This window comes from Roseobacter sp. OBYS 0001 (assembly GCF_019654895.1).
Classification (GTDB): Bacteria; Pseudomonadota; Alphaproteobacteria; order Rhodobacterales; family Rhodobacteraceae; genus Roseobacter; species Roseobacter litoralis.
In genome coordinates this window covers 309,781-328,690 of record NZ_BPES01000001.1, presented here as the reverse complement: position 1 = coordinate 328,690, position 18,910 = coordinate 309,781, and the positions used below count along the sequence as shown (strand labels likewise).

At 55.3% G+C, this 18,910-nt stretch carries 21 protein-coding genes and 1 tRNA gene; 18 read left to right on the top strand and 4 right to left on the bottom strand.

Going from position 1 to position 18,910, the window contains the following annotated elements:
- Positions 1–66: 66 nt before the first annotated feature.
- Together K5Q35_RS01550 and K5Q35_RS01545 are read right to left on the bottom strand one after the other, a co-directional pair.
- Entirely contained in the window at positions 67–789 is a 723-nt protein-coding gene (locus tag K5Q35_RS01550; protein ID WP_220798180.1) for an RlmE family RNA methyltransferase, read from the bottom strand.
- Positions 789–1,904, bottom strand: coding sequence for a Ppx/GppA phosphatase family protein (locus K5Q35_RS01545; RefSeq protein WP_220798179.1), 1,116 nt, complete (start codon positions 1,902–1,904; stop codon positions 789–791). Before K5Q35_RS01545 ends, K5Q35_RS01550 begins: the two co-directional genes overlap by 1 nt.
- Positions 1,905–2,167: 263 nt before the next feature.
- On the opposite strand from K5Q35_RS01545, the gene K5Q35_RS01540 reads away from it, so the two are divergent.
- From K5Q35_RS01540 to K5Q35_RS01495, 10 genes are all read left to right on the top strand, one after another.
- Positions 2,168–2,464 (top strand): virulence factor, encoded by a 297-nt coding sequence (locus tag K5Q35_RS01540; protein ID WP_013961315.1) that lies wholly within the window; start codon positions 2,168–2,170, stop codon positions 2,462–2,464.
- A 47-nt stretch (positions 2,465–2,511) separates the two neighbouring features.
- On the top strand, positions 2,512–3,438 hold the full coding sequence (locus K5Q35_RS01535) for a methylenetetrahydrofolate reductase (protein WP_220798178.1): 927 nt from the start codon (positions 2,512–2,514) through the stop codon (positions 3,436–3,438).
- Positions 3,439–3,456: 18 nt separating this feature from the next.
- Positions 3,457–4,539 carry a methyltetrahydrofolate cobalamin methyltransferase gene (locus K5Q35_RS01530; protein WP_220798177.1) on the top strand — a complete coding sequence of 361 codons (1,083 nt, stop codon included), beginning with the start codon at positions 3,457–3,459 and terminating at the stop codon, positions 4,537–4,539.
- Between the two features lie 238 nt (positions 4,540–4,777).
- Complete coding sequence (locus K5Q35_RS22875; RefSeq protein WP_013961312.1) at positions 4,778–5,053, top strand: STAS domain-containing protein; 276 nt, start codon at positions 4,778–4,780, stop codon at positions 5,051–5,053.
- Positions 5,050–5,415: a response regulator gene (locus tag K5Q35_RS01520; protein WP_011569186.1), complete on the top strand. Its 366-nt coding sequence runs from the start codon at positions 5,050–5,052 to the stop codon at positions 5,413–5,415. The genes K5Q35_RS22875 and K5Q35_RS01520 overlap by 4 nt, the downstream gene beginning before the upstream one ends.
- Before the next feature lie 10 nt (positions 5,416–5,425).
- On the top strand, positions 5,426–7,666 hold the full coding sequence (locus K5Q35_RS01515) for a chemotaxis protein CheA (protein ID WP_220798176.1): 2,241 nt from the start codon (positions 5,426–5,428) through the stop codon (positions 7,664–7,666).
- Positions 7,663–8,121, top strand: coding sequence for a chemotaxis protein CheW (locus tag K5Q35_RS01510; protein WP_013961310.1), 459 nt, complete (start codon positions 7,663–7,665; stop codon positions 8,119–8,121). The genes K5Q35_RS01515 and K5Q35_RS01510 overlap by 4 nt, the downstream gene beginning before the upstream one ends.
- Positions 8,121–9,005: a protein-glutamate O-methyltransferase CheR gene (locus tag K5Q35_RS01505; RefSeq protein WP_220798175.1), complete on the top strand. Its 885-nt coding sequence runs from the start codon at positions 8,121–8,123 to the stop codon at positions 9,003–9,005. Before K5Q35_RS01510 ends, K5Q35_RS01505 begins: the two co-directional genes overlap by 1 nt.
- Positions 8,996–9,382: a response regulator gene (locus tag K5Q35_RS01500; protein WP_013961308.1), complete on the top strand. Its 387-nt coding sequence runs from the start codon at positions 8,996–8,998 to the stop codon at positions 9,380–9,382. Before K5Q35_RS01505 ends, K5Q35_RS01500 begins: the two co-directional genes overlap by 10 nt.
- On the top strand, positions 9,383–9,748 hold the full coding sequence (locus tag K5Q35_RS01495) for a hypothetical protein (RefSeq protein ID WP_013961307.1): 366 nt from the start codon (positions 9,383–9,385) through the stop codon (positions 9,746–9,748). It begins immediately after the preceding gene.
- 18 nt (positions 9,749–9,766) lie between these two features.
- Here the strand turns inward: K5Q35_RS01495 and K5Q35_RS22870 are convergent, their stop codons facing one another.
- The gene (locus tag K5Q35_RS22870) at positions 9,767–9,988 is read right to left on the bottom strand and encodes an Arm DNA-binding domain-containing protein (RefSeq protein ID WP_374758566.1); all 222 of its coding nucleotides are present in this window, start codon (positions 9,986–9,988) and stop codon (positions 9,767–9,769) included.
- Positions 9,989–10,153: 165 nt separating this feature from the next.
- Positions 10,154–10,229, bottom strand: a tRNA-Thr gene (locus K5Q35_RS01490).
- Between the two features lie 599 nt (positions 10,230–10,828).
- Between K5Q35_RS01490 and K5Q35_RS01485 the strand changes: the two genes are divergently transcribed.
- From K5Q35_RS01485 to K5Q35_RS01450, 8 genes are all read left to right on the top strand, one after another.
- The gene (locus K5Q35_RS01485) at positions 10,829–12,409 is read left to right on the top strand and encodes an ABC transporter substrate-binding protein (RefSeq protein ID WP_220798174.1); all 1,581 of its coding nucleotides are present in this window, start codon (positions 10,829–10,831) and stop codon (positions 12,407–12,409) included.
- A gap of 87 nt (positions 12,410–12,496) precedes the next feature.
- Positions 12,497–14,062 (top strand): ABC transporter substrate-binding protein, encoded by a 1,566-nt coding sequence (locus K5Q35_RS01480; protein WP_220798173.1) that lies wholly within the window; start codon positions 12,497–12,499, stop codon positions 14,060–14,062.
- Positions 14,063–14,112: 50 nt separating this feature from the next.
- Positions 14,113–15,093 carry an ABC transporter permease gene (locus K5Q35_RS01475; RefSeq protein WP_013961296.1) on the top strand — a complete coding sequence of 327 codons (981 nt, stop codon included), beginning with the start codon at positions 14,113–14,115 and terminating at the stop codon, positions 15,091–15,093.
- A complete protein-coding gene (locus tag K5Q35_RS01470) occupies positions 15,093–16,037 on the top strand; it encodes an ABC transporter permease (protein ID WP_013961295.1) in 945 nt (314 codons plus the stop codon). Before K5Q35_RS01475 ends, K5Q35_RS01470 begins: the two co-directional genes overlap by 1 nt.
- Positions 16,037–17,011 (top strand): ABC transporter ATP-binding protein, encoded by a 975-nt coding sequence (locus tag K5Q35_RS01465; RefSeq protein ID WP_220798172.1) that lies wholly within the window; start codon positions 16,037–16,039, stop codon positions 17,009–17,011. The genes K5Q35_RS01470 and K5Q35_RS01465 overlap by 1 nt, the downstream gene beginning before the upstream one ends.
- Positions 17,011–17,973 (top strand): ABC transporter ATP-binding protein, encoded by a 963-nt coding sequence (locus K5Q35_RS01460; RefSeq protein WP_013961293.1) that lies wholly within the window; start codon positions 17,011–17,013, stop codon positions 17,971–17,973. The genes K5Q35_RS01465 and K5Q35_RS01460 overlap by 1 nt, the downstream gene beginning before the upstream one ends.
- Before the next feature lie 252 nt (positions 17,974–18,225).
- Positions 18,226–18,612: a DUF6481 family protein gene (locus K5Q35_RS01455; protein ID WP_220798171.1), complete on the top strand. Its 387-nt coding sequence runs from the start codon at positions 18,226–18,228 to the stop codon at positions 18,610–18,612.
- 74 nt (positions 18,613–18,686) lie between these two features.
- Complete coding sequence (locus K5Q35_RS01450) at positions 18,687–18,833, top strand: hypothetical protein (RefSeq protein WP_220798170.1); 147 nt, start codon at positions 18,687–18,689, stop codon at positions 18,831–18,833.
- Positions 18,834–18,910: the final 77 nt, after the last annotated feature.

The following is an 18,910-nucleotide window of genomic DNA, read 5'->3' as shown; positions in this document are numbered from 1 at the left end:
CCGGCCAACATGGCTTGGCTACTGCCGCAAAATAGGCAGGTTGAGTTTAATACGAGGTAAAAGGGTTCAGATTTCGGCGCGAAATCCGGTTGCGACAACAAATTTCTCTGAACTGTCCTGCCGCGAGGCGGGCGGTTTTATATTCGAAACTTTTGTAAATCGTTGTTTCAACAGCTTTTGCAGCTCGCCCTCTGCGCCACCAGCAAGCACTTTTGCCACAAAGGTGCCGCCCTCTTCCAAAACATCAAATGCAAAATAAGCCGCAGCTTCACACAGGGCAATAATGCGCAAATGATCCGTTTGCTTATGCCCGGAGCTTGAGGCAGCCATATCAGACATCACCACAGCGGCCTTGCCGCCCATCCACGCCCGCACTTGCTGATCCGCGTCATCAGCCATGAAATCCAACTGGTAAAGGTCGGCACCCGCGATCGGCTCCATCTCCTGCAAATCGACACCCAGAACACTGCCCTGCGCCTTGCTTGTCCGCTCCCCCAGCGCATTCACGCGTTTAACGGCAACCTGACACCAGCCACCGGGCGCACAACCCAGATCAACCACACGCGCGCCGGGCACCAGAAAGCGGAACCTGTCGTCCAGTTCCAGAATCTTATAGGCCGCACGACCGCGATACCCCTCAGTGCGCGCGCGTTTGACGTAAGGATCGTTCAATTGTCGTTGAAGCCAGCGTGTTGAGCTGAGCTTGCGCCCACGCGCGGTTTTGACCTTAACTTTCAGATCGCGCTGCCCACGCCCGGATGTATTTTGACTGCCCGGTTTTTTCACCATCAGAACGCTCCGTCCTCCAACACACCCTGCGCGCTCATCTGAGCATAAAGCAGCCCTTCGCGTAGGCCGCGATCCGCCACAGATAACCGGTCCGTCGGCCAACAGCGCATCAGCGCCTGCAAGATCGCAGCACCCGACATGATCAGCGCGTGACGGTCCGCCCCGATGCGCGGATCCGCACGCCGCCCATCCGGCCCCAAGGCGAGGTATGAGCGTATTACACGGTCAATCTGATCTGTCGTCATATGAAGACCATCCACCTTTTTACGGTCGTACCGTTTCAGTCCCAAGTGGCTTGCCGCAACCGTCGTGACAGTGCCAGAGGTGCCGACAATCTGAAATTTTTCCTGCGGTTGCGTATTATGATAGGGTGCAAAGTCTGACAGGTTTTCCTCAAAAAACCAACTCATCAACGCAAAGCGCGCCGCATCATCATCCACGTCATTGAACTGATCCCGCAACGTCGCAACGCCCAAAGGAACCGAAATCCAGTCGACAACACGCGCCGCGGGCACATCACTCAACCCTTGGGCAAACCCAGCGTTGAGATGCATGATAGAGCGTGTCCGATCATTCTTGGGGACATCCTTGAGGTCAATCCAGACCAGTTCGGTGGACCCACCGCCAATATCGACCACCAGAAGGTTCTCGGTACAGCGACTGACCAGCGGCGCGCAGGAGATCACGGCCAGTTGGGCTTCTTCCTGCGCCTTGATGATATCCAGACGCAGCCCCGTTTCGCGTTGCACACGACGAATGAACTCATCCGCGTTCTGCGCACGGCGACAGGCCTCGGTCGCGACCAGACGCATGTATCGCACCTTGTTGCGCTTCAGTTTCTGCTGGCACACGCGCAATGCCTGAATGGTACGAGTCATGGATCCGCGCGACAAACGCCCGGTTTTTTCCAGACCAGCGCCCAGTTGCACCGATTTGGAAAAGCTGTCGACGACATGAAACCCGCTGCCTTCTGGCTGCGCGATTAACATGCGGCAACTATTTGTACCCAGATCAAGGGCTGCAAAAAGCTCACCTGATCGGGGCGGAACTGGCGCGGGGCTCAGAGCCGTCTTACTTTTGAGCGCGCCCGCACCTTTGTGACGCTGTGGCGCCATGGGTTGCGCCTTTCATTTCGAGTTAGGTTTACGCTAACGGCTGTGTGTCTGCTGCGCAAGCGCGGGCGCACCCTTTCCTTTGGTTTTCGCAGTCAGTCCATTGTCAAAAGTACCGTGCATGGAGGGGCGCGCATGCCTCTCGCTGGGCATTTTCCGATCTGTTGCAAACCGCCACGTCGCGGACAGGGCCTATTTTGTCGAAATTCACCCGTATCCGACAAAGTCGGATCGTTAGACAGGATAAACAACAGGTAGGAATCACGATGCCCGAAGTCACGATTGTATATTGGCGCGATATCCCCGCTCAGGTGATTGTGGGAAAAGGGCGTCGCGGATCAAAACGACCGCTGCCAGAGCGGTTCGAGCAGGCGATCGACCGTGCGGCCATGAAGGTTGGCGCAGGCGATACGGATGCCTATCTTGCAGAATGGCGCAAGGCAGCACCTGTGGAAATGCCGGGAACGCCGGATGAGATTGCAGATGCCGAGGCCGCCCGATTGGACGCTGAATTTGACCGCGCGCGCCTCAAGGCGCTGATTGATAACGATGGTTGGGCCTGAATCTGGCCAATCTGATAGATACACTCCTGTCTCGAAAGGAACGCCTTGTGGCATTGTTGAATTTCAAGCGCAGAGATGCGTCCGCCTCCCCCTCCGTGAACCCAGCGGTTGAGGCCTTTCTGCGCGACTACTCTATCGAGGTGATGCCGCGCACCGCCGAGAAAGTGGAAGATTTCCGCAGTTTGCTGCCCGAGGGCACGCGGGTTTACATCGCCCACATCGAAGGGACACCCATTCAAGAGATGGTGGCAACGGCAAAGCGCCTCAACGAAGACGGTTTTGCGGTGATGCCCCATTTTCCTGCCCGGATCATCAAAGACCGCGACATGCTGAAAGACTGGATCGCAAGGTATCAGGGCGAGGCGAATGTTTCACAGGCGTTGTTGCTGGCAGGTGGCGTAGACTCCCCGCACGGTGATTTTGACAGCTCCATGCAACTGATGGAAACGGGTCTCTTTGATGAAGCCGGCTTCAAACGCCTGCATGTTGCGGGCCACCCCGAAGGCAACAGGGATATTGACGCAGATGGGTCGATGAAAAATGTCAGCGCTGCATTGCGGTGGAAAAACGATTTCCAATCCAGAACAGATGCACAACTGGCCATCGCCACGCAATTTGCCTTTGATGCCAAGCCAATTATCAAATGGGCAGACGGTATTGCTGCCGAAGGGATCACCCTGCCCGTTCACATCGGCATCGCCGGTCCGGCCAAGCTGCAAACGCTGATCAAGTTCGCGATTGCCTGTGGCGTTGGCCCATCGCTCAAGGTGCTGCAGAAACGCGCGATGGATGTCACGAAACTGCTTCTGCCCTACGAACCGATGGACGTCGTTTCGCAATTGGCAGACCACAAGGCAGCCAACCCCGATTTTAACGTCACGCATGTTCATTTCTTCCCACTCGGCGGGATCAAGACAAACGCCAACTGGGCCATCGAAAACGGCGGATCCTCCGCAACACCGGCAAACGCCTGATCCAAGGACTTATCCCTGATGACAAAGACAATCGTCGAATCAAAAACCAAGACTGCGATCATCGGGTTTGATCAGCCCTTTTGCGTGATTGGGGAACGCATTAACCCGACAGGGCGCAAAAAACTGGCGCTTGAACTGGAAGCGGGCGACTTTTCCACCGTCGAGGCGGATGCAATTGCGCAGGTCGCTGCGGGGGCAACCGTGCTGGACATTAATTCGGGCGCTGTGTTCTCAAATAAAATGGCCGAAGACGCGCGCTATGCAGATAACAACTTCGTCGAACCTCCTTTGATGCGCGAGTTGATATTGCGGGTGCAGGCCATTGTTGACGCGCCTCTGTGTATCGACAGCTCGGTGCCTGGCGCGCTGGAATCGGGCCTTGAGGCCGCCGAAGGTCGCCCCTTGCTGAACTCCGTCACCGGGGAAGAAGAACGGCTGGAAGTCGTTTTGCCATTGGTCAAGAAATACAACGTCCCCGTAGTGGCCATTTCAAACGATGATACAGGGATATCGGAAGATCCGGATGTGCGCTTTGCAGTCGCAAAGAAGATTGTAGAGCGTGCCGCTGATTTCGGCATCCCGGCGCATGATATCGTTGTTGACCCGCTCGTGATGCCCATCGGTGCAATGGCAACAGCTGGCCATCAGGTTTTCACGCTTGTGCGGCGTTTGCGCGAAGAATTAGGCGTTAACACCACGTGCGGCGCCTCCAACATAAGCTTTGGCCTGCCCAATCGCCATGGCATCAACAATGCGTTTTTGCCAATGGCCATGGGGGCAGGCATGACGTCCGCGATTATGAACCCGGTGGCCCTGCCCGTTCCGGCGGCTAAAATCGAAGCCAAAAAACTGGAGCTCGCCGCAGCAGGCGTGGTGTTTCCTGACGACATGGAGCTGGAGGTCTTTTGCCAGTTGACGGGTTTGGGATCGACCCAACCGCGCCCCGGAAAAGAGATGGAAGCCATTCGCGCTGCCAATTTCCTGACCAACAACGACCCGCATGGTGGCGCCTGGATCGAGTTCAACAAGGAAGCCCCCAAGCCCGGTCAGGAAGGGCGCGGACGTGCAGGTCGCACCGGTGGTCGCCGTCGTCGCGCCTGATCCGCTTTTTGAACTGACGCCTTACCGACCCCCGGCAATCACAACGCCGGGGGTTTTTTTATTTGGAATCAAGGATTTCACAAGTATTCAATCCCTAGGAGGTTTTTTTCGCACTAAATTTTTCTGCTAGTAACGCCGTTTTAACGGACTGCCCCCTAAAACGAGGAACAGATCAGAACTGCGCTAATTTGGAGACCGGTATGTACATTTCGAAAACCAGCACGTTTGCGGTGATAGAATGAGCGAACCAATAGTTTTAGACACCAAATTGGATCTGGCAGCGGCATCCGGTTTGACGACGACCTTGCGAGACTGCAAGGACAAGGAAATCGTTTTGGACCTCACAGAGGTAAAACATTTTGGAGCCTTGTGCATGCAGGTGGTGATATCCGCTGCCGCCACAGCACAATCTGAGAATCGCAAAATTTCGATCACAAACGTCTCCGATCGCGTCCTCGATCAGATGCGCGTGATGGGAATGACACCAGAATCCATGACAAGGGGGCGTCCATGACACTCGAAATTCTCGCGGTAGATGACAGCCGCACGATGCGTGATATGATCCGCTTGGCCCTCGTACCCGCGGGCTTTACAGTCCATACCGCTGACGACGGCATTCACGGCATTGAAGTGCTTGAGGGGCTTGAGCCTGATGCCATTATTACAGACATCAACATGCCTCGCATGGATGGTTTTGGGTTCATCGACGCCGTCCGCGAACAAGACAAACATCGTGCCACGCCAATCCTTGTGCTTACAACCGAAGCCGCACCCGAGTTGAAGGCGCGCGCACGGGGTGCTGGCGCCACTGGGTGGATCGTCAAGCCGTTTGATCCCAACAAACTCGTCAAAGCGCTCCAAATGGTCGCTGGGTAAGAGGCTGCAAATGACTGATTCAAACGATCCAATGGCGGAAATCCGCGCTTCTTTCTTTATTGAATGCGAGGAATTGCTGGAAGCGCTCCAGGATGGCCTCGAAGCTCTTGATGATGGCGCGGGTGATCCCGAGACAATCAACGTTGTTTTTAGAGCAGTTCACTCCATCAAAGGCGGTGCCGGGGCATTTGGTTTGGAGGCGCTTGTCAGGTTCGCACATCGCTTCGAAACAGTTCTTGACGAAATCCGTGCTGGGCGCATGGTCGCGGATGCAGATGCGCTTAAACTGTTCTTTCAGTGCTCAGATCACCTTTCAGATTTGGTGCGCACCAGCCGTGACGCGGGCACGCTGCCAGAGGAGGAAACGGCCAAGCTCCTTTCGCAACTGGATGAACTACTAGGTGAAAACGGCGCGCTTCCTAATGAGGAAGAAGTCGAAGAGGAAATTGATTTTCAACCGGCTGTTTTGTCTTTCGATCTCGATTTGGGCGACGGTGATGACGAGGAAACCATCAACCTGCTTCCCCCTTTGAGTTTCGACGAAGAAGAGAGCTCGTCGCACTCTAAGTATGAAATTACGTTCAAACCTGAAAACGAGCTCTACGAAACAGGAAACGAACCTTTCCAAATTCTGCGTGCCTTGAATGAAATGGGCGAGTGCAAAGTCACTTGTAAAACGGATCAGGTACCTGATCTTGCCAGCCTCGCCCCTGAGAACGCCTATTTATCTTGGTTCATTGAGTTATCAACGGAAGTTGAGGAGGCTGAAATTGCCGCAGCTTTTGAGTTTGTCGAAGGCTTATGTGTTTTGGAAATCAAAAAAGCCGCCGAAAACAAAGCAGAAGAAGAGGATATCGCCGAAACGGGAGCGGTCGCATCAAACCCGACTGACGAATTGGCGGCCCCTGCCCTGACGGAAACACCAGCGCCAGAAGAAGTTCCGCTGGCGGCCGCCCCCCAGCCAGAGCCCGACACCGCAAAAGAGGTCGCCGCGCCAAAGAAGGCAGAACAGAAAACGCCACCCCCTGCCGCGCCGGCTAAATCAGTTGTTCGCGTTGATCTGGACAGGATTGAACGTCTGGTGAACCTTGTTGGTGAATTGGTCATCAACCAAGCGATGCTCTCTCAAAGCTTGGAAAGCTCAGGACTGTCTCCCCACTCCGACGCTATGAATGGACTTGAAGAATTTCAGCGACTGACCCGGGACATCCAAGACAGCGTGATGATGATCCGCGCGCAGCCTGTTAAGTCTCTTTTCCAACGCATGTCTAGAATCGTTCGTGAATCTTCGGCTGCTGTCGAAAAAGATGTGCGCCTTGTCACCAACGGCGAGGGAACCGAAGTCGATAAGACAGTAATTGAGCGGTTGGCTGATCCACTGACCCATATGATCAGAAATGCTGTCGATCATGGTTTGGAGACAACAGAAGCGAGGTTGGCGGCTGGAAAGCCAGCACAAGGCCAAGTCAAGCTTACTGCTGCACACAGATCGGGGCGGGTGGTCATCGAAGTCGCGGATGATGGGGCCGGTATCAACCGACCGAAGGTTCTGCAGATTGCCATCGACAAGGGGTTGATCCCAAAGGACGCATCGCTGTCAGAAAGCGAAATTGACAACTTACTATTCTTACCCGGCTTCTCGACCGCGGCAGTTGTATCCGACTTATCCGGTCGCGGCGTGGGGATGGACGTTGTGCGGACGGCGATACAAGCCTTAGGTGGGCGCATTACAATCTCGTCAACACCAGGGTCAGGGACAACCTTTTCAATCTCGTTGCCACTCACACTGGCGGTACTGGACGGAATGGTCGTTCAGGTTGCCGACGAAACACTGGTTCTTCCGCTGAACGTAGTAATCGAAACACTGACACTCAGCAACGATGACGTTGAGATGGTCCGGCCCGGCGCAAACGTTGTGAGGGTAAGAAGCGGCTTTGTGCCTCTTTTCGATTTAGGAGAGGAATTAGGGTACAGGGGTCCAATCAATGATTATGAAGGTTCCGTCGTTTTACTGATAGCCCATGAAGACGAAAGTCGCGCGGCGCTCGTAATCGACAGTATCCAAGATCAGCGGCAAGTCGTAATCAAAGGTCTGGACGATAGTTTTTATCGCGCCCCAGGAATTGCCGCAGCCACTATTTTAGGCGACGGCCAGATCGCTTTGATCTTGGACACGTCAGACATCATCACAAACGCCATCGGATCTAACATACCTGGGCATGGTTCTACTCTATCAGGAGCGACAACATGAGTGACAAAGATACGCCGGAGACCTTGGAACTCCTGACTTTTCAGCTCGCTGATCAAGAATACTCTTTAGATATTATGTCGGTAAGAGAAATTCGCGGATGGACCAGAACAACACCGTTGCCCCACGCCCCGAGCTACATGAAGGGGGTAATCAATCTCCGTGGAACAGTATTACCTGTTATGGACTTAGCGCAACGATTGGGTCTAAGCCCGAGAGAGCACACTGACCGCAATGTTATAATCGTTGTGAACCACGAAGAAAGCATGACTGGACTTCTTGTCGACGCCGTGTCCGACATAATTGCATTAACTGTCGATGATCTACAGCCACCGCCAGAGATGCAGCCAAGTGCAAGCCAGAACGTGGTCAGCGCACTTACTTTGATCAACGAACGAATGATTCGCGTCTTGGATCTTTCTACAATTGTTTCCAAAGAACAGAGTAGCGCAGCATAATGATCGATAAACTGGAAACCGCTGGTTTAGATGAGACCAGTTTCAAATCTATTGCAGAACTAGCCTACAAGGAAAGTGGTCTGCAACTAGTCGCAGAAAAGATGTCAATGATACAATCGAGGCTGCGGCATCGCCTTAAAGCAGTTGGCATCGACAGTTTCCCGAAGTACGCGCAATTCGTATGCTCGGACAATGGTATTTCCGAACGACGCGAAATGATTTCTGCATTAACGACGAACGTATCACACTTTTTCCGGGAACAGCACCACTTCGACATCCTGCAAACGAAAGTGTTACCAGCGAAGATAGATGTACTACGGAAGGGTGGTCGTTTTAGAGTTTGGTCAGCCGGATGTTCCAACGGCCAAGAAGCATATTCGATCGCAATGGCTTCTTTGGGCAGTTATCCTGAACTATCTCAACTCGATTTTAAAATATTGGCTTCAGACATTGACCAAAAAGTGGTGGACTTCGCATCTGAAGGCACATATCCGCAACGACTTTTGTCTGGAGTGAACCAAGATCGGCTAAAAAAGTACTTTTCTGAATGTCGCGACGGAAATGAGTCGTCGTTTCAGGCCAAAAACTTGATAAAGTCAACAATAACTTTCAAAGAGCTGAACTTGTTGTCCGACTGGCCAATGAAACAGCAGATGGATGTAATTTTCTGTCGCAACGTCATCATTTACTTTGATGCGGTCACGCAAAATTCGCTATGGCCACGCTTTAGAAAGCAGCTGAAACCCGATGGCTTTCTATTTCTTGGACATTCAGAGCGGATTTCAGACCCCGATTTGTCGGGTTTCGCGAACCAGGGCCCGACGACCTACCGACACAAGAACGCACATGAAGAATTAGCTTGTAAGGAAAGAAAATGTCTCTGAGAGATCAAATACGCATTTTGGTTGTAGATGATATGTCGACTAGCCGCGGGCTGATTACACAAGCTTTGGACGCATTCGGGGTCCGAAACGTTACCACAGCCGAAAACGGTATTGATGCACTGAAGTCCATCGCGACGCATCCCGTGCACTTGGTAATTTCCGATTACAATATGCCCGAAATGGACGGACTTCAGTTGCTACATCATTTGCGCAGTTCTCCAAAAACAAAAGGTGTGGGTTTCATTCTAATTACCGGACGAGCTGAGCAACAAATCGTTGATCACGGTAAAAAACTGGGGATGAATAATTACCTGAAAAAACCATTTGAACCAGCCGGCCTCAGAAATTGCATCGAGGTCGTGGTCGGGAGATTATAAATGGGAAAAACCTCACAACCAGTTGAAATACAGTCAGTTTTGCAAAAGCTGTCTATTCACCTGGATTTCTTAGCAGGCCGAGTTTTTGAGGTCGAAGAAGAACTTGGGAAACTGATACTAGGGGGGAAAAGCAGTGAGGAGGTGTCGATCACGAAAATTCAGTCTTTGGATTTCACCCGGCAGTCATTGGAGGATTGTGCTATTCTTCTCCAAGTATTGAAGCGTCACGTCTCTGACACTTCCTTTCCGGTGTCTTGCGAAGTTATTTCATCAAATAAATTGAAGTTGAACTCTACCAAATCGATACTCGGATCTTCTCTTACAAATGCCGAAATCGATGCTAGCGGCCAAGTTGATATTTTCTGACGAGTTGACCGAATGTACTTACGTGTCAGAGCGTTCTGAATTGAAATGTATCTCTGTTTCCATCGTCTTTTGACGTGCCCTTATGACGAGAAGCTTTTCTTGGCCATTGGTGCGATATTTGAAGCGCCAAGACTTAGACCCGCTTGTTTTCACCAAGATTAACAGCCTTTCAAAGTCGCTAACTTTGTAAGGCTTTTCGCCTACTTTAAGATTTTTGATCTTGATGTCGCTCAAAGGCATCGAGGGGGTACGCTCATTTCTCAAATTTCACCGTACCCCAAATAATACCCCCTATCTGGGGGTACGAAGCTGGATATCATAATACAGAGTTGGACGAACGGTCTCAATAATATCCATGTAAAACAGGGTTTATCGGATGTCTTTGGGCTTCGATGTACGTTGAAATGGTGCCCCCACACGGACTCGAACCGCGGACCTATTGATTACAAATCAATTGCTCTACCAGCTGAGCTATAGGGGCAGACCGAAAACAGCCAAGCTTTCAGGTCATGGCGTAATTTAGAAATCCTAAAATGCAATTACTTTGTAACCGCCCTCAGAATTCTCAATATTCGCGACGCATCGTTTAGGCGAGGATGTTCTGTTATGCAATACCGATTAGACGGAAAAATTGCCTTCTTTGCGATCAAATTATCATGACACACCTTTGCGACCCGGCAATAAAAACCTTCCAGATGAACAGCCACCCCAACCGTCTGTTACCAAAGCACGCCCTTTCGTCACCGGCACTGGACGACGTCAGCTGGTCCAGTGATGTGCGACGCCTCGGCAAAGCGTGCACCGGCCTGCCGTCAGAGACGGCTCATCGCGCCTGAAACCGGTGCGACACATGCTGCAAAACCGTTTGGCATACCATTCACGTTGCATGGCGCCGACGAATACAGAAGAATACGCACGGATGGCCCGACCCGGTCCAGCGGCCCAAGCCATTGGCGGGTAGCCAATGAGCACAGGTTTTGCGAATGGTGAATTTGGGTCGTGAAATCCGGTCAGGCTCTTGCCATTGGCAGAAAATAGCCCAAGGTTGCAGCGTAAAAATAACAAACACGGGGATTCTGAATGAAACCGACAATAGCAACCATGATCGGCGCGCTGCTGCTGACAACCGCAGCACCACTCAGCGCAGAGACACTGCGGTGGGCGCGCTCCGGCGATGCGCTGACGCTTGATCCGCACGCCCAGAACGAAGGGCCGACCCACACGATCCGCCATCAGATGTATGAACCGCTGATCATCCGCGACGTCACCGGCGCGTTTGAGCCTGCATTGGCCACGAACTGGGCGCCCAAGGCCGATGACCCGAATGTATGGGTGTTCAACCTGCGCGAGGGCGTGAGTTTTCACGATGGTGCGGCCTTTACCGCCGAAGACGTGGTATTCAGCTTTGAACGGGCAAAGCAACCCAATTCCGACATGAAGGAACTGATCGGTTCGATTACCGAAGTGCGCGCCGTTGACGATTTCACCGTCGAGATCGTGACCGACGGGCCGAACCCGATTTTGCCGTCGAACCTGACCAACCTGTTCATCATGGACAAGGACTGGACCGAGGCAAACAACACCGTCAACGTGCAGGATTTCGAGGGTGGCGAGATCACTTTTGCGACCACCAACGTCAACGGCACCGGGCCCTACGTGCTGACCAGCCGCGAGCCGGACGTGAAAACCGTGATGACACGCAATGACGCCTATTGGGGCATCGATCAGTTCCCGATGGAAGTAACGGAAATCGTCTATACGCCGATCCAGAACGCGGCAACCCGCGTGGCTGCGATGCTTTCGGGTGAAATTGATTTCCTGCAGGACATGCCGGTGCAGGACCTCGTGCGCGTGAATGACGTGGATGGGCTGGTGGTCAAACAAGCACCGCAAAACCGAGTCATCTTCTTTGGGATGAACCAAGGTGCGGATGACATCGAGGCGGATAGCATCGACGGCGCGAACCCTCTGGCCGATGTGCGGGTGCGCAAGGCCATGTCGATGGCGATCAACCGCGATGCAATCCGTCAGGTCGTGATGCGCGGGCAAAGCGCGCCGGCTGGCATGATTGCGCCACCCTTCGTCAATGGCTGGACGGCGGACATGGACGCGGAATCCACAACGGATATTGAAGGCGCTAAGGCATTGATGGCCGAGGCCGGATATGCCGATGGCTTCTCGATCCGGCTGGATTGCCCGAATGACCGCTATGTCAACGACGAAGGCATCTGTCAGGCGGCGGTCGGGATGCTGGGTCAGATCGGCGTCACGGTAAACCTTGATGCCAAACCAAAGGCGCAGCATTTCCCGCTGATCACCGATGGCAAGACCGACTTTTACATGTTGGGCTGGGGCGTGCCGACATATGATTCCGAGTATGTATTTAATTTCCTTGTGCACTCCCGCGAATCTGAAATCGGCACATGGAACGGAACGGGTTTCGCCAATGCGGAACTGGATACCATGATCAAGTCGCTGGCCTCCAACACCGATCTGGAAGCTCGCAATGAGGATATCGCCAAAATCTGGCGGGTCGTTCAGGATGAGCAGCTTTATATCCCGATCCATCACCAGGTTCTGAACTGGGGTATGGCAGAAAACGTCGGCATTGAGGTTGATCCTGAAGATCAGCCGAAGGTGAAATACTTCACCATGAACTAAGCGAAACGCGGCGCGCCCTGCCCTTGGGCGCGCCGCTGTTTGTTTGCTTCAGCGCAGGCCACCGCTTTGGCCCGCTTTAGGGATAGAATGTTACGCAGTTTAAGCTTTGCCGCCCTCTTCGCTGTTCTGGCACCTGTTGCGCAGGCAGCTGAATTTACGTGGGCCAGCACGACAGACCCGCAAACCATGGACCCGCATGCGGTCAATTCCGCGCCGGTTCTGGGGTTTCTCAACAACGTCTACGAAGGTCTTGTACGGCGCGGTCAGGACATGGCCATCGAACCCGCACTCGCCATAAGCTGGGAAGCGATTGGCGATGGTGAGGGCTGGCGTTTCAACCTGCGCCGCGATGTTACCTTTCAGGATGGGGCTGAATTCACCGCACAGGACGTGCTGTTTTCCTATGAGCGCGCCGCCAGCGATGCGGCGGATACCAGCAGTTGGTTCGCGCCGGTCTCGGATGTGATCCTTGTCGATGATTTCACGGTTGATTTCATGACCACCGCGCCCAATCCGATCTTTCCCGACAGCATCGCAAACTGGATGATCATGGATAGCGACTGGGCTATGGCAAACGATGCCAACCGCCCGGACAAGGAACGCGGCAACCATGCCACGCTGCACGCCAATGGCACCGGGGCCTTTGCGATCACGAGCCGTGAACCGGGCCTGCGCACCGTGCTTGAACCGCACGCAGGCTGGTGGGGTGCGGCGACCCATAACATCACCCGGGCAGAGTTTACGCCCATCCAGAACCCCGCCACCGCCATCGCGGCATTGCTGTCGGGGGATGTCGATTTCATCAACCCGGTGCCGGTGCAGGATGTCGCGCGCTTGCAGCAGGACACCAATATCAAGGTGATCCAGGGCATCGAGGCGCGTGTGATCATGTTAGGCTTTCCGCATGAGGCAGAAACGTTGAAATATTCTGCTGAGACAACGGACGCCAATCCCTTCACCGACCCGCGCGTGCGCCGCGCCGTGGCCCATGCCATCAACGTGCCCGCGATCCTGCAAACAACGATGCGCAGCAACGCCGAAGCGGTGAACCAATTGGTCAGCCCCGCCATGCGCGGCTATTCTGATGCGCTGGCCGCGCAGCCCCCCTATGACCCCGATGCCGCGCGTGCCCTGTTGGCCGAAGCCGGATATCCGGATGGGTTTTCATTCGGGTTCAAATGCCCCAATGACCGCTATCTGAATGACGAAGCGGTCTGTCAGGCGATCACGGCCATGCTGGCACAGGTCGGCATGCGCGCCACGCTCGATGCGATGCCCGTGCAGAACTATTGGCCCGAATTGCGCGCGGACAATTACGACATGTATCTGTTGGGCTGGTCGCCCGGCACCTTTGATGCTGAACACCCGATCCGCTTTCTGACCGCGACCCCGAATGAGGAAAAGCGTCTGGGCAGTTGGAATTTCGGCGGCTATTCCAACGCGCGCGTCGATGAATTGCTGCCAATGATCCAGTCGGAAATTGACGAGCCTGCGCGTCAGGCGATGCTGGATGAGGTGGCGCAGATCCTGCAGCGGGACACGGCCTATGTGCCACTTTATGTGCAGCCGCTCGTTTGGGGGGCCCGTGCGCATATCGATCTGGTGCAACGGCCTGACAACTTCTTTATTCTGCGCTGGGTCAGCGTTAACTAGGAACATCTGCGGGGCGATCAGGCCCGGCGGCAATTGGGATAGTCACCATCATGCTTGCCTTTATCATCCGGCGTGTCCTGCAATCCGCGCTTGTCTTGCTGATCGTGGGGCTGACGGCTTTTTCGATGTTTCGCTTTATCGGCGATCCGATTGACAACATGCTGGGTCAGGAACGCACGGCGATGGATATCGAACGGCTGCGTGAACAACTGGGCCTCGATCAGTCGTTTCCCGTTCAATATTACAGGTTCCTGCAGGAGGCGGCGCAGGGCAACTTTGGTGTCAGCTATCGTCAGGGACGGCCCGTGGCGGAAATCCTGCTCGAACGCGCGCCCGCCACGCTTGAGCTTGCCGCCGTGTCCGGCATCCTTGCCATCGCTTTCGGCATCGCCTTCGGGGTGTTCACGGCGATCCGGCGCAAGGGGTTCACGGCCAATTTCATCATGTCCGCCTCGCTGATCGGTGTCTCCCTGCCGACGTTTCTGATCGGTATCCTGCTGATCTATATCTTTTCTGTTGAACTAGGATGGCTGCCCAGTTTCGGGCGCGGGGAGGTCGTGCAGATCGGCAATTGGTCCACGGGGCTGCTCACGAGTTCCGGCCTCAAGGCGCTGATCCTGCCCTCCATCACGCTGGGTCTTTATCAGATGACGCTGATCATGCGACTGGTGCGATCCGAGATGCTGGAGGTGCTGCGCCAGGACTACATCCGCTTTGCCCGCGCGCGGGGCCTGCGCGAACGGGCGATCAATTTCCGCCATGCGCTGAAAAATACGATGGTGCCCGTAATCACCGTGATCGGTCTGCAGCTCGGCGCGATCATCGCATTCGCCATCATCACGGAAACGGTGTTCCAATGGCCGGGCGTCGGTCTGTTGTTCATCAACGCTGTGCAATTTGTCGATATCCCCGTTATGGCCGCATACCTCATGCTGATTTCAGTCATGTTTGTCGCGATCAACCTGATCGTGGATATCCTTTATTTCTTTATCGACCCGCGCCTGCGGGTTGACCGTGCGGGAGGGCACTGATGACTGATTTGCCAATAAAGGCGGCAGAGCAATCGCGCCTGCGGGTTTTCCTCGACAGCGACGTTTTCTACATGTTCAAGAAATCGCCTGTTGCCGTGGTCTCTTCAATCGTATTCGGCCTCCTTGTGCTCTCAGCTGTTTTTGCCCCGCTGATTGCCCCGACCAACCCGTTCGATCCTTCGTCCCTCAACCTGATGAATGGTTTCACCGGGCCGATGACCCCGAATGCCTTTACCGGAGAGAGCTTTTTGCTGGGCACCGATGATCAGGGGCGGGATGTGTTTTCGACCATTCTTTACGGGATGCGTGTGTCTTTGTTCGTAGGTGTCGCCGCGGTGTTGCTGGCGATGGTGCTGGGCATCACGCTGGGGTTGATTTCCGGCTATGTGGGCGGCTGGACGGAAACCATCATCATGCGCACGGCTGATGTGCAGCTGACCTTTCCCTCGATCCTCGTGGCCATGCTGATTTTCGGCGTCGCCAAGGGGATCACACCGGTTGAATATCGCGACCAGATGGCCATCTGGGTGCTGATCCTCGCCATCGGGCTGGGGGAGTGGGTGCAGTTTGCGCGCGTCGTGCGCGGTGCCACGATGGTGGAAAAGCGCAAGGAATACGTCGAAGCAGCCCGTCTTATTGGCCGCACGCCTTTTGCCATCATGCTGCGGCACATCCTGCCCAATGTCCTGTCGCCCGTTCTGGTGATCGCCACAATCACGCTGGCGCTTGCGATTATCGCCGAGGCCACGCTGAGTTTTCTGGGCGTGGGCGCACCCGCCACACAACCCTCGCTGGGGACGCTGATCCGCATTGGTCAGGGGTTCCTGTTCTCGGGTGAGTGGTGGATTTTGCTCTTCCCTGCGGTGACGCTTCTGGCACTCGCGCTCAGTGTCAACCTGCTGGGCGACTGGCTGCGCGATGCGCTGAACCCGAGGTTACGCTGATGTCGGATGCTGTCTTGTCGATCCGGGGATTGTCGGTCGAAATCCCCAACCGCAGCGGAACGGTCAAACCGGTGGACGGTGTCAGCTATGACATCCATGCTGGCGAAATCCTCGGCGTTGTGGGTGAAAGTGGTGCTGGAAAATCCATGGCGGGGAATGCCGTGATTGGTCTGCTGACGCCGCCTGCGCATGTGGCAGCCGGTGAGATCTGGCTGAATGGCACCCGCATTGATGGTCTTGAAGGCGAAGAGATGCGCCGGTTGCGCGGCAAGCAGATCGGCATGGTGTTTCAGGACCCCCTCACCTCTTTGAACCCCCTGCTCAGCATCGGCGATCAGCTGACCGAAACCATATTGACCCACCTCGATGTGAGCCGCAGCGAGGCACACAAGCGCGCGGTTGCGGCATTGGAAGAGGTCGGCATCCCCGGGGCCGCCGAACGCATCGACAGCTATCCGCATGAATTCAGCGGTGGTATGCGCCAGCGCGTGGTGATCGCCTTGGCTCTATGTGCCGAGCCGTCCCTGATCATCGCGGATGAGCCCACGACCGCGCTCGATGTCTCCGTGCAGGCGCAAATCATCGCCCTTCTCAAGCGGCTCTGTCGTGAACGTGGCACGGCCGTGATGCTGATCACCCATGATATGGGCGTGATTGCCGAAGCCGCCGACCGTGTGGCCGTCATGTACGCGGGTCGGCTTGCGGAACTGGGCAGCGTGCGCGATGTCCTCACTGCCCCCCGCCATCCTTATACCTTTGGCCTGATGGCCTCGACCCCGCTTGCCTCACAGGGCAAGGCCCGATTGCACCAGATCGAAGGCGCGATGCCCCGGCTGAACAAAGTCCCCGAGGGCTGTGCGTTTCATCCCCGTTGCGCCTATGCGCAAGCCAAATGCAGCGCCGCCCCAAGGCCGCAGATCACGGATGGTGCTGCGGCGTGCTGGTTCCCGATGGCCGCACAAAAGGTATCCTGATGTCCCTGATTTCCGTCAAATCCCTCACCCGCGTCTTTGACGTCTCAAAGCCTTGGTTGAACCGCGTGCTGGAACGGCGTCCCAAATCCCTGCTGACGGCCGTCTCGGAGGTGGATTTCGAAGTCGCAGCACGCAGCACCTACGCGCTGGTCGGCGAAAGCGGGTCCGGCAAGTCCACCATCGGGCGCATGCTGGTCGGGCTTTTGACCCCCACCGCCGGCACGGTCGAGATCAACGGCGTCAACCTTGCCAGTGAAACGGACGCGGGCAAGATCGATGTGATCCGCTCTGACATTCAGATGATTTTCCAGGACCCATTCGCCTCGCTCAACCCGCGCTGGCGCGTGCGCGACATCATTGTGGAACCTGTGGTGGCACGGGGGGGTAACGCGGACGGTCTGGCGGAAAAACTGCTCGAACAAGTGGGCCTGTCCGCTCTGGATGCGGGCAAATTCCCCCATGAGTTCTCAGGTGGTCAACGCCAGCGGATATGCATCGCACGGGCCTTGTCATCCGAACCCAAACTGATCGTCTGCGATGAGCCGACATCCGCACTTGATGTCTCCGTTCAGGCGCAGGTTCTGAACCTGATGAGCGATCTCAAGGATAATTTCGGCCTGACTTACGTGCTGATCAGCCATGATCTGACGGTTGTGCAGCATATGGCGGATCGCATCGGTGTGCTCTACCTCGGCCGCCTCGTCGAAGAAGCCAGCCCGGAGGATCTGTTTGCCAACCCGAAACATCCCTATACGCAAATGCTGCTCGCAGCCGCGCCAAGCATGACCGCCTTTGGTCGCGAGGCCGCCCTGCCCGAGGGCGAAATACCGGACCCCATCAACCCACCGGCCGGATGTGCCTTTCACCCGCGGTGCCCGATTGCCACCGACATCTGCAAAACGCAACGCCCTGCCATGCGGACACTGAACAATACCCGTGTGGCCTGCCATCTGGCGGAATAGCCTGACACAGGGTTCATATCGATACACGGCGTGATGGCCCGTGGCCCCGCCGCCGAAACGTTCGATGCCCTCTCAAGCAGACCCGTAAGGGATGCGGGCAGTTCACAAACTGCCAGTAGGCTGGCGAAAAGAGAGCACGCTTGCCTATTGCTACACATAGATCGGTGCGTTAACTGGCACGGTGTTTGGAGTGCCAATGCGGCTGGCAACGCCGACACCCCCTTGAACCACACCAATGTGAGCTGAGAAAATATGAAAAACTCCAATCGCGATCGCTTTGACGGACGCTTGAAAAATGCATCCGAAGCAAAAAAGGACCTGCTTAAACGGTTCAAGGCTGCTGCAAGCGACCCGGAGAGGCTGGCAAAGCTGGCTGAGAGAGACGAATTGGCTGTGGCGCGCGAGGCAGAACGCAAGGCCGATGCAGAAAAGCTGCGTCAGGAACAAGAGGCTCTCGCGCTGCAACAAGCCGCGGATGCCGAGCGGGAGGCCGCGCAATCGGTAGAGCGCGAAGCGGCGCTTGCGGCGGAGCGTGCCAAGGCCGCAGAAAAAGAACTTGAGGAATTTGCAGCGCTCGAGGCCGAGCGTAAGGCAGAGCGCGACCGTCGCTACGCTGCAAGACGCGCCCGCAAACGCTGATTTGACGGGCCCGCCTGCCCGTCTGAGGCTGAAGATGACAAACCCAAACATGATCAATGCGGGGACAGGGGCCTGTGAAAGCCGGCAACGAAACACCGGCCAACTACGGTGATTTCTTTCAAACGCTGCATATGTCGGGCGGGGAATTTCACCTGACCGCTTTGATAATTTCAGACGGCGAAGCACAGCGTGACACCTCCAGTCAGTTGACTCCGATTTGATGTAAAAGCACGCGATCAAATGCCTTTTCACTACGGGAATTTCAGAGAAAATTAGAGCTTTGATGGGAAATCTTCTG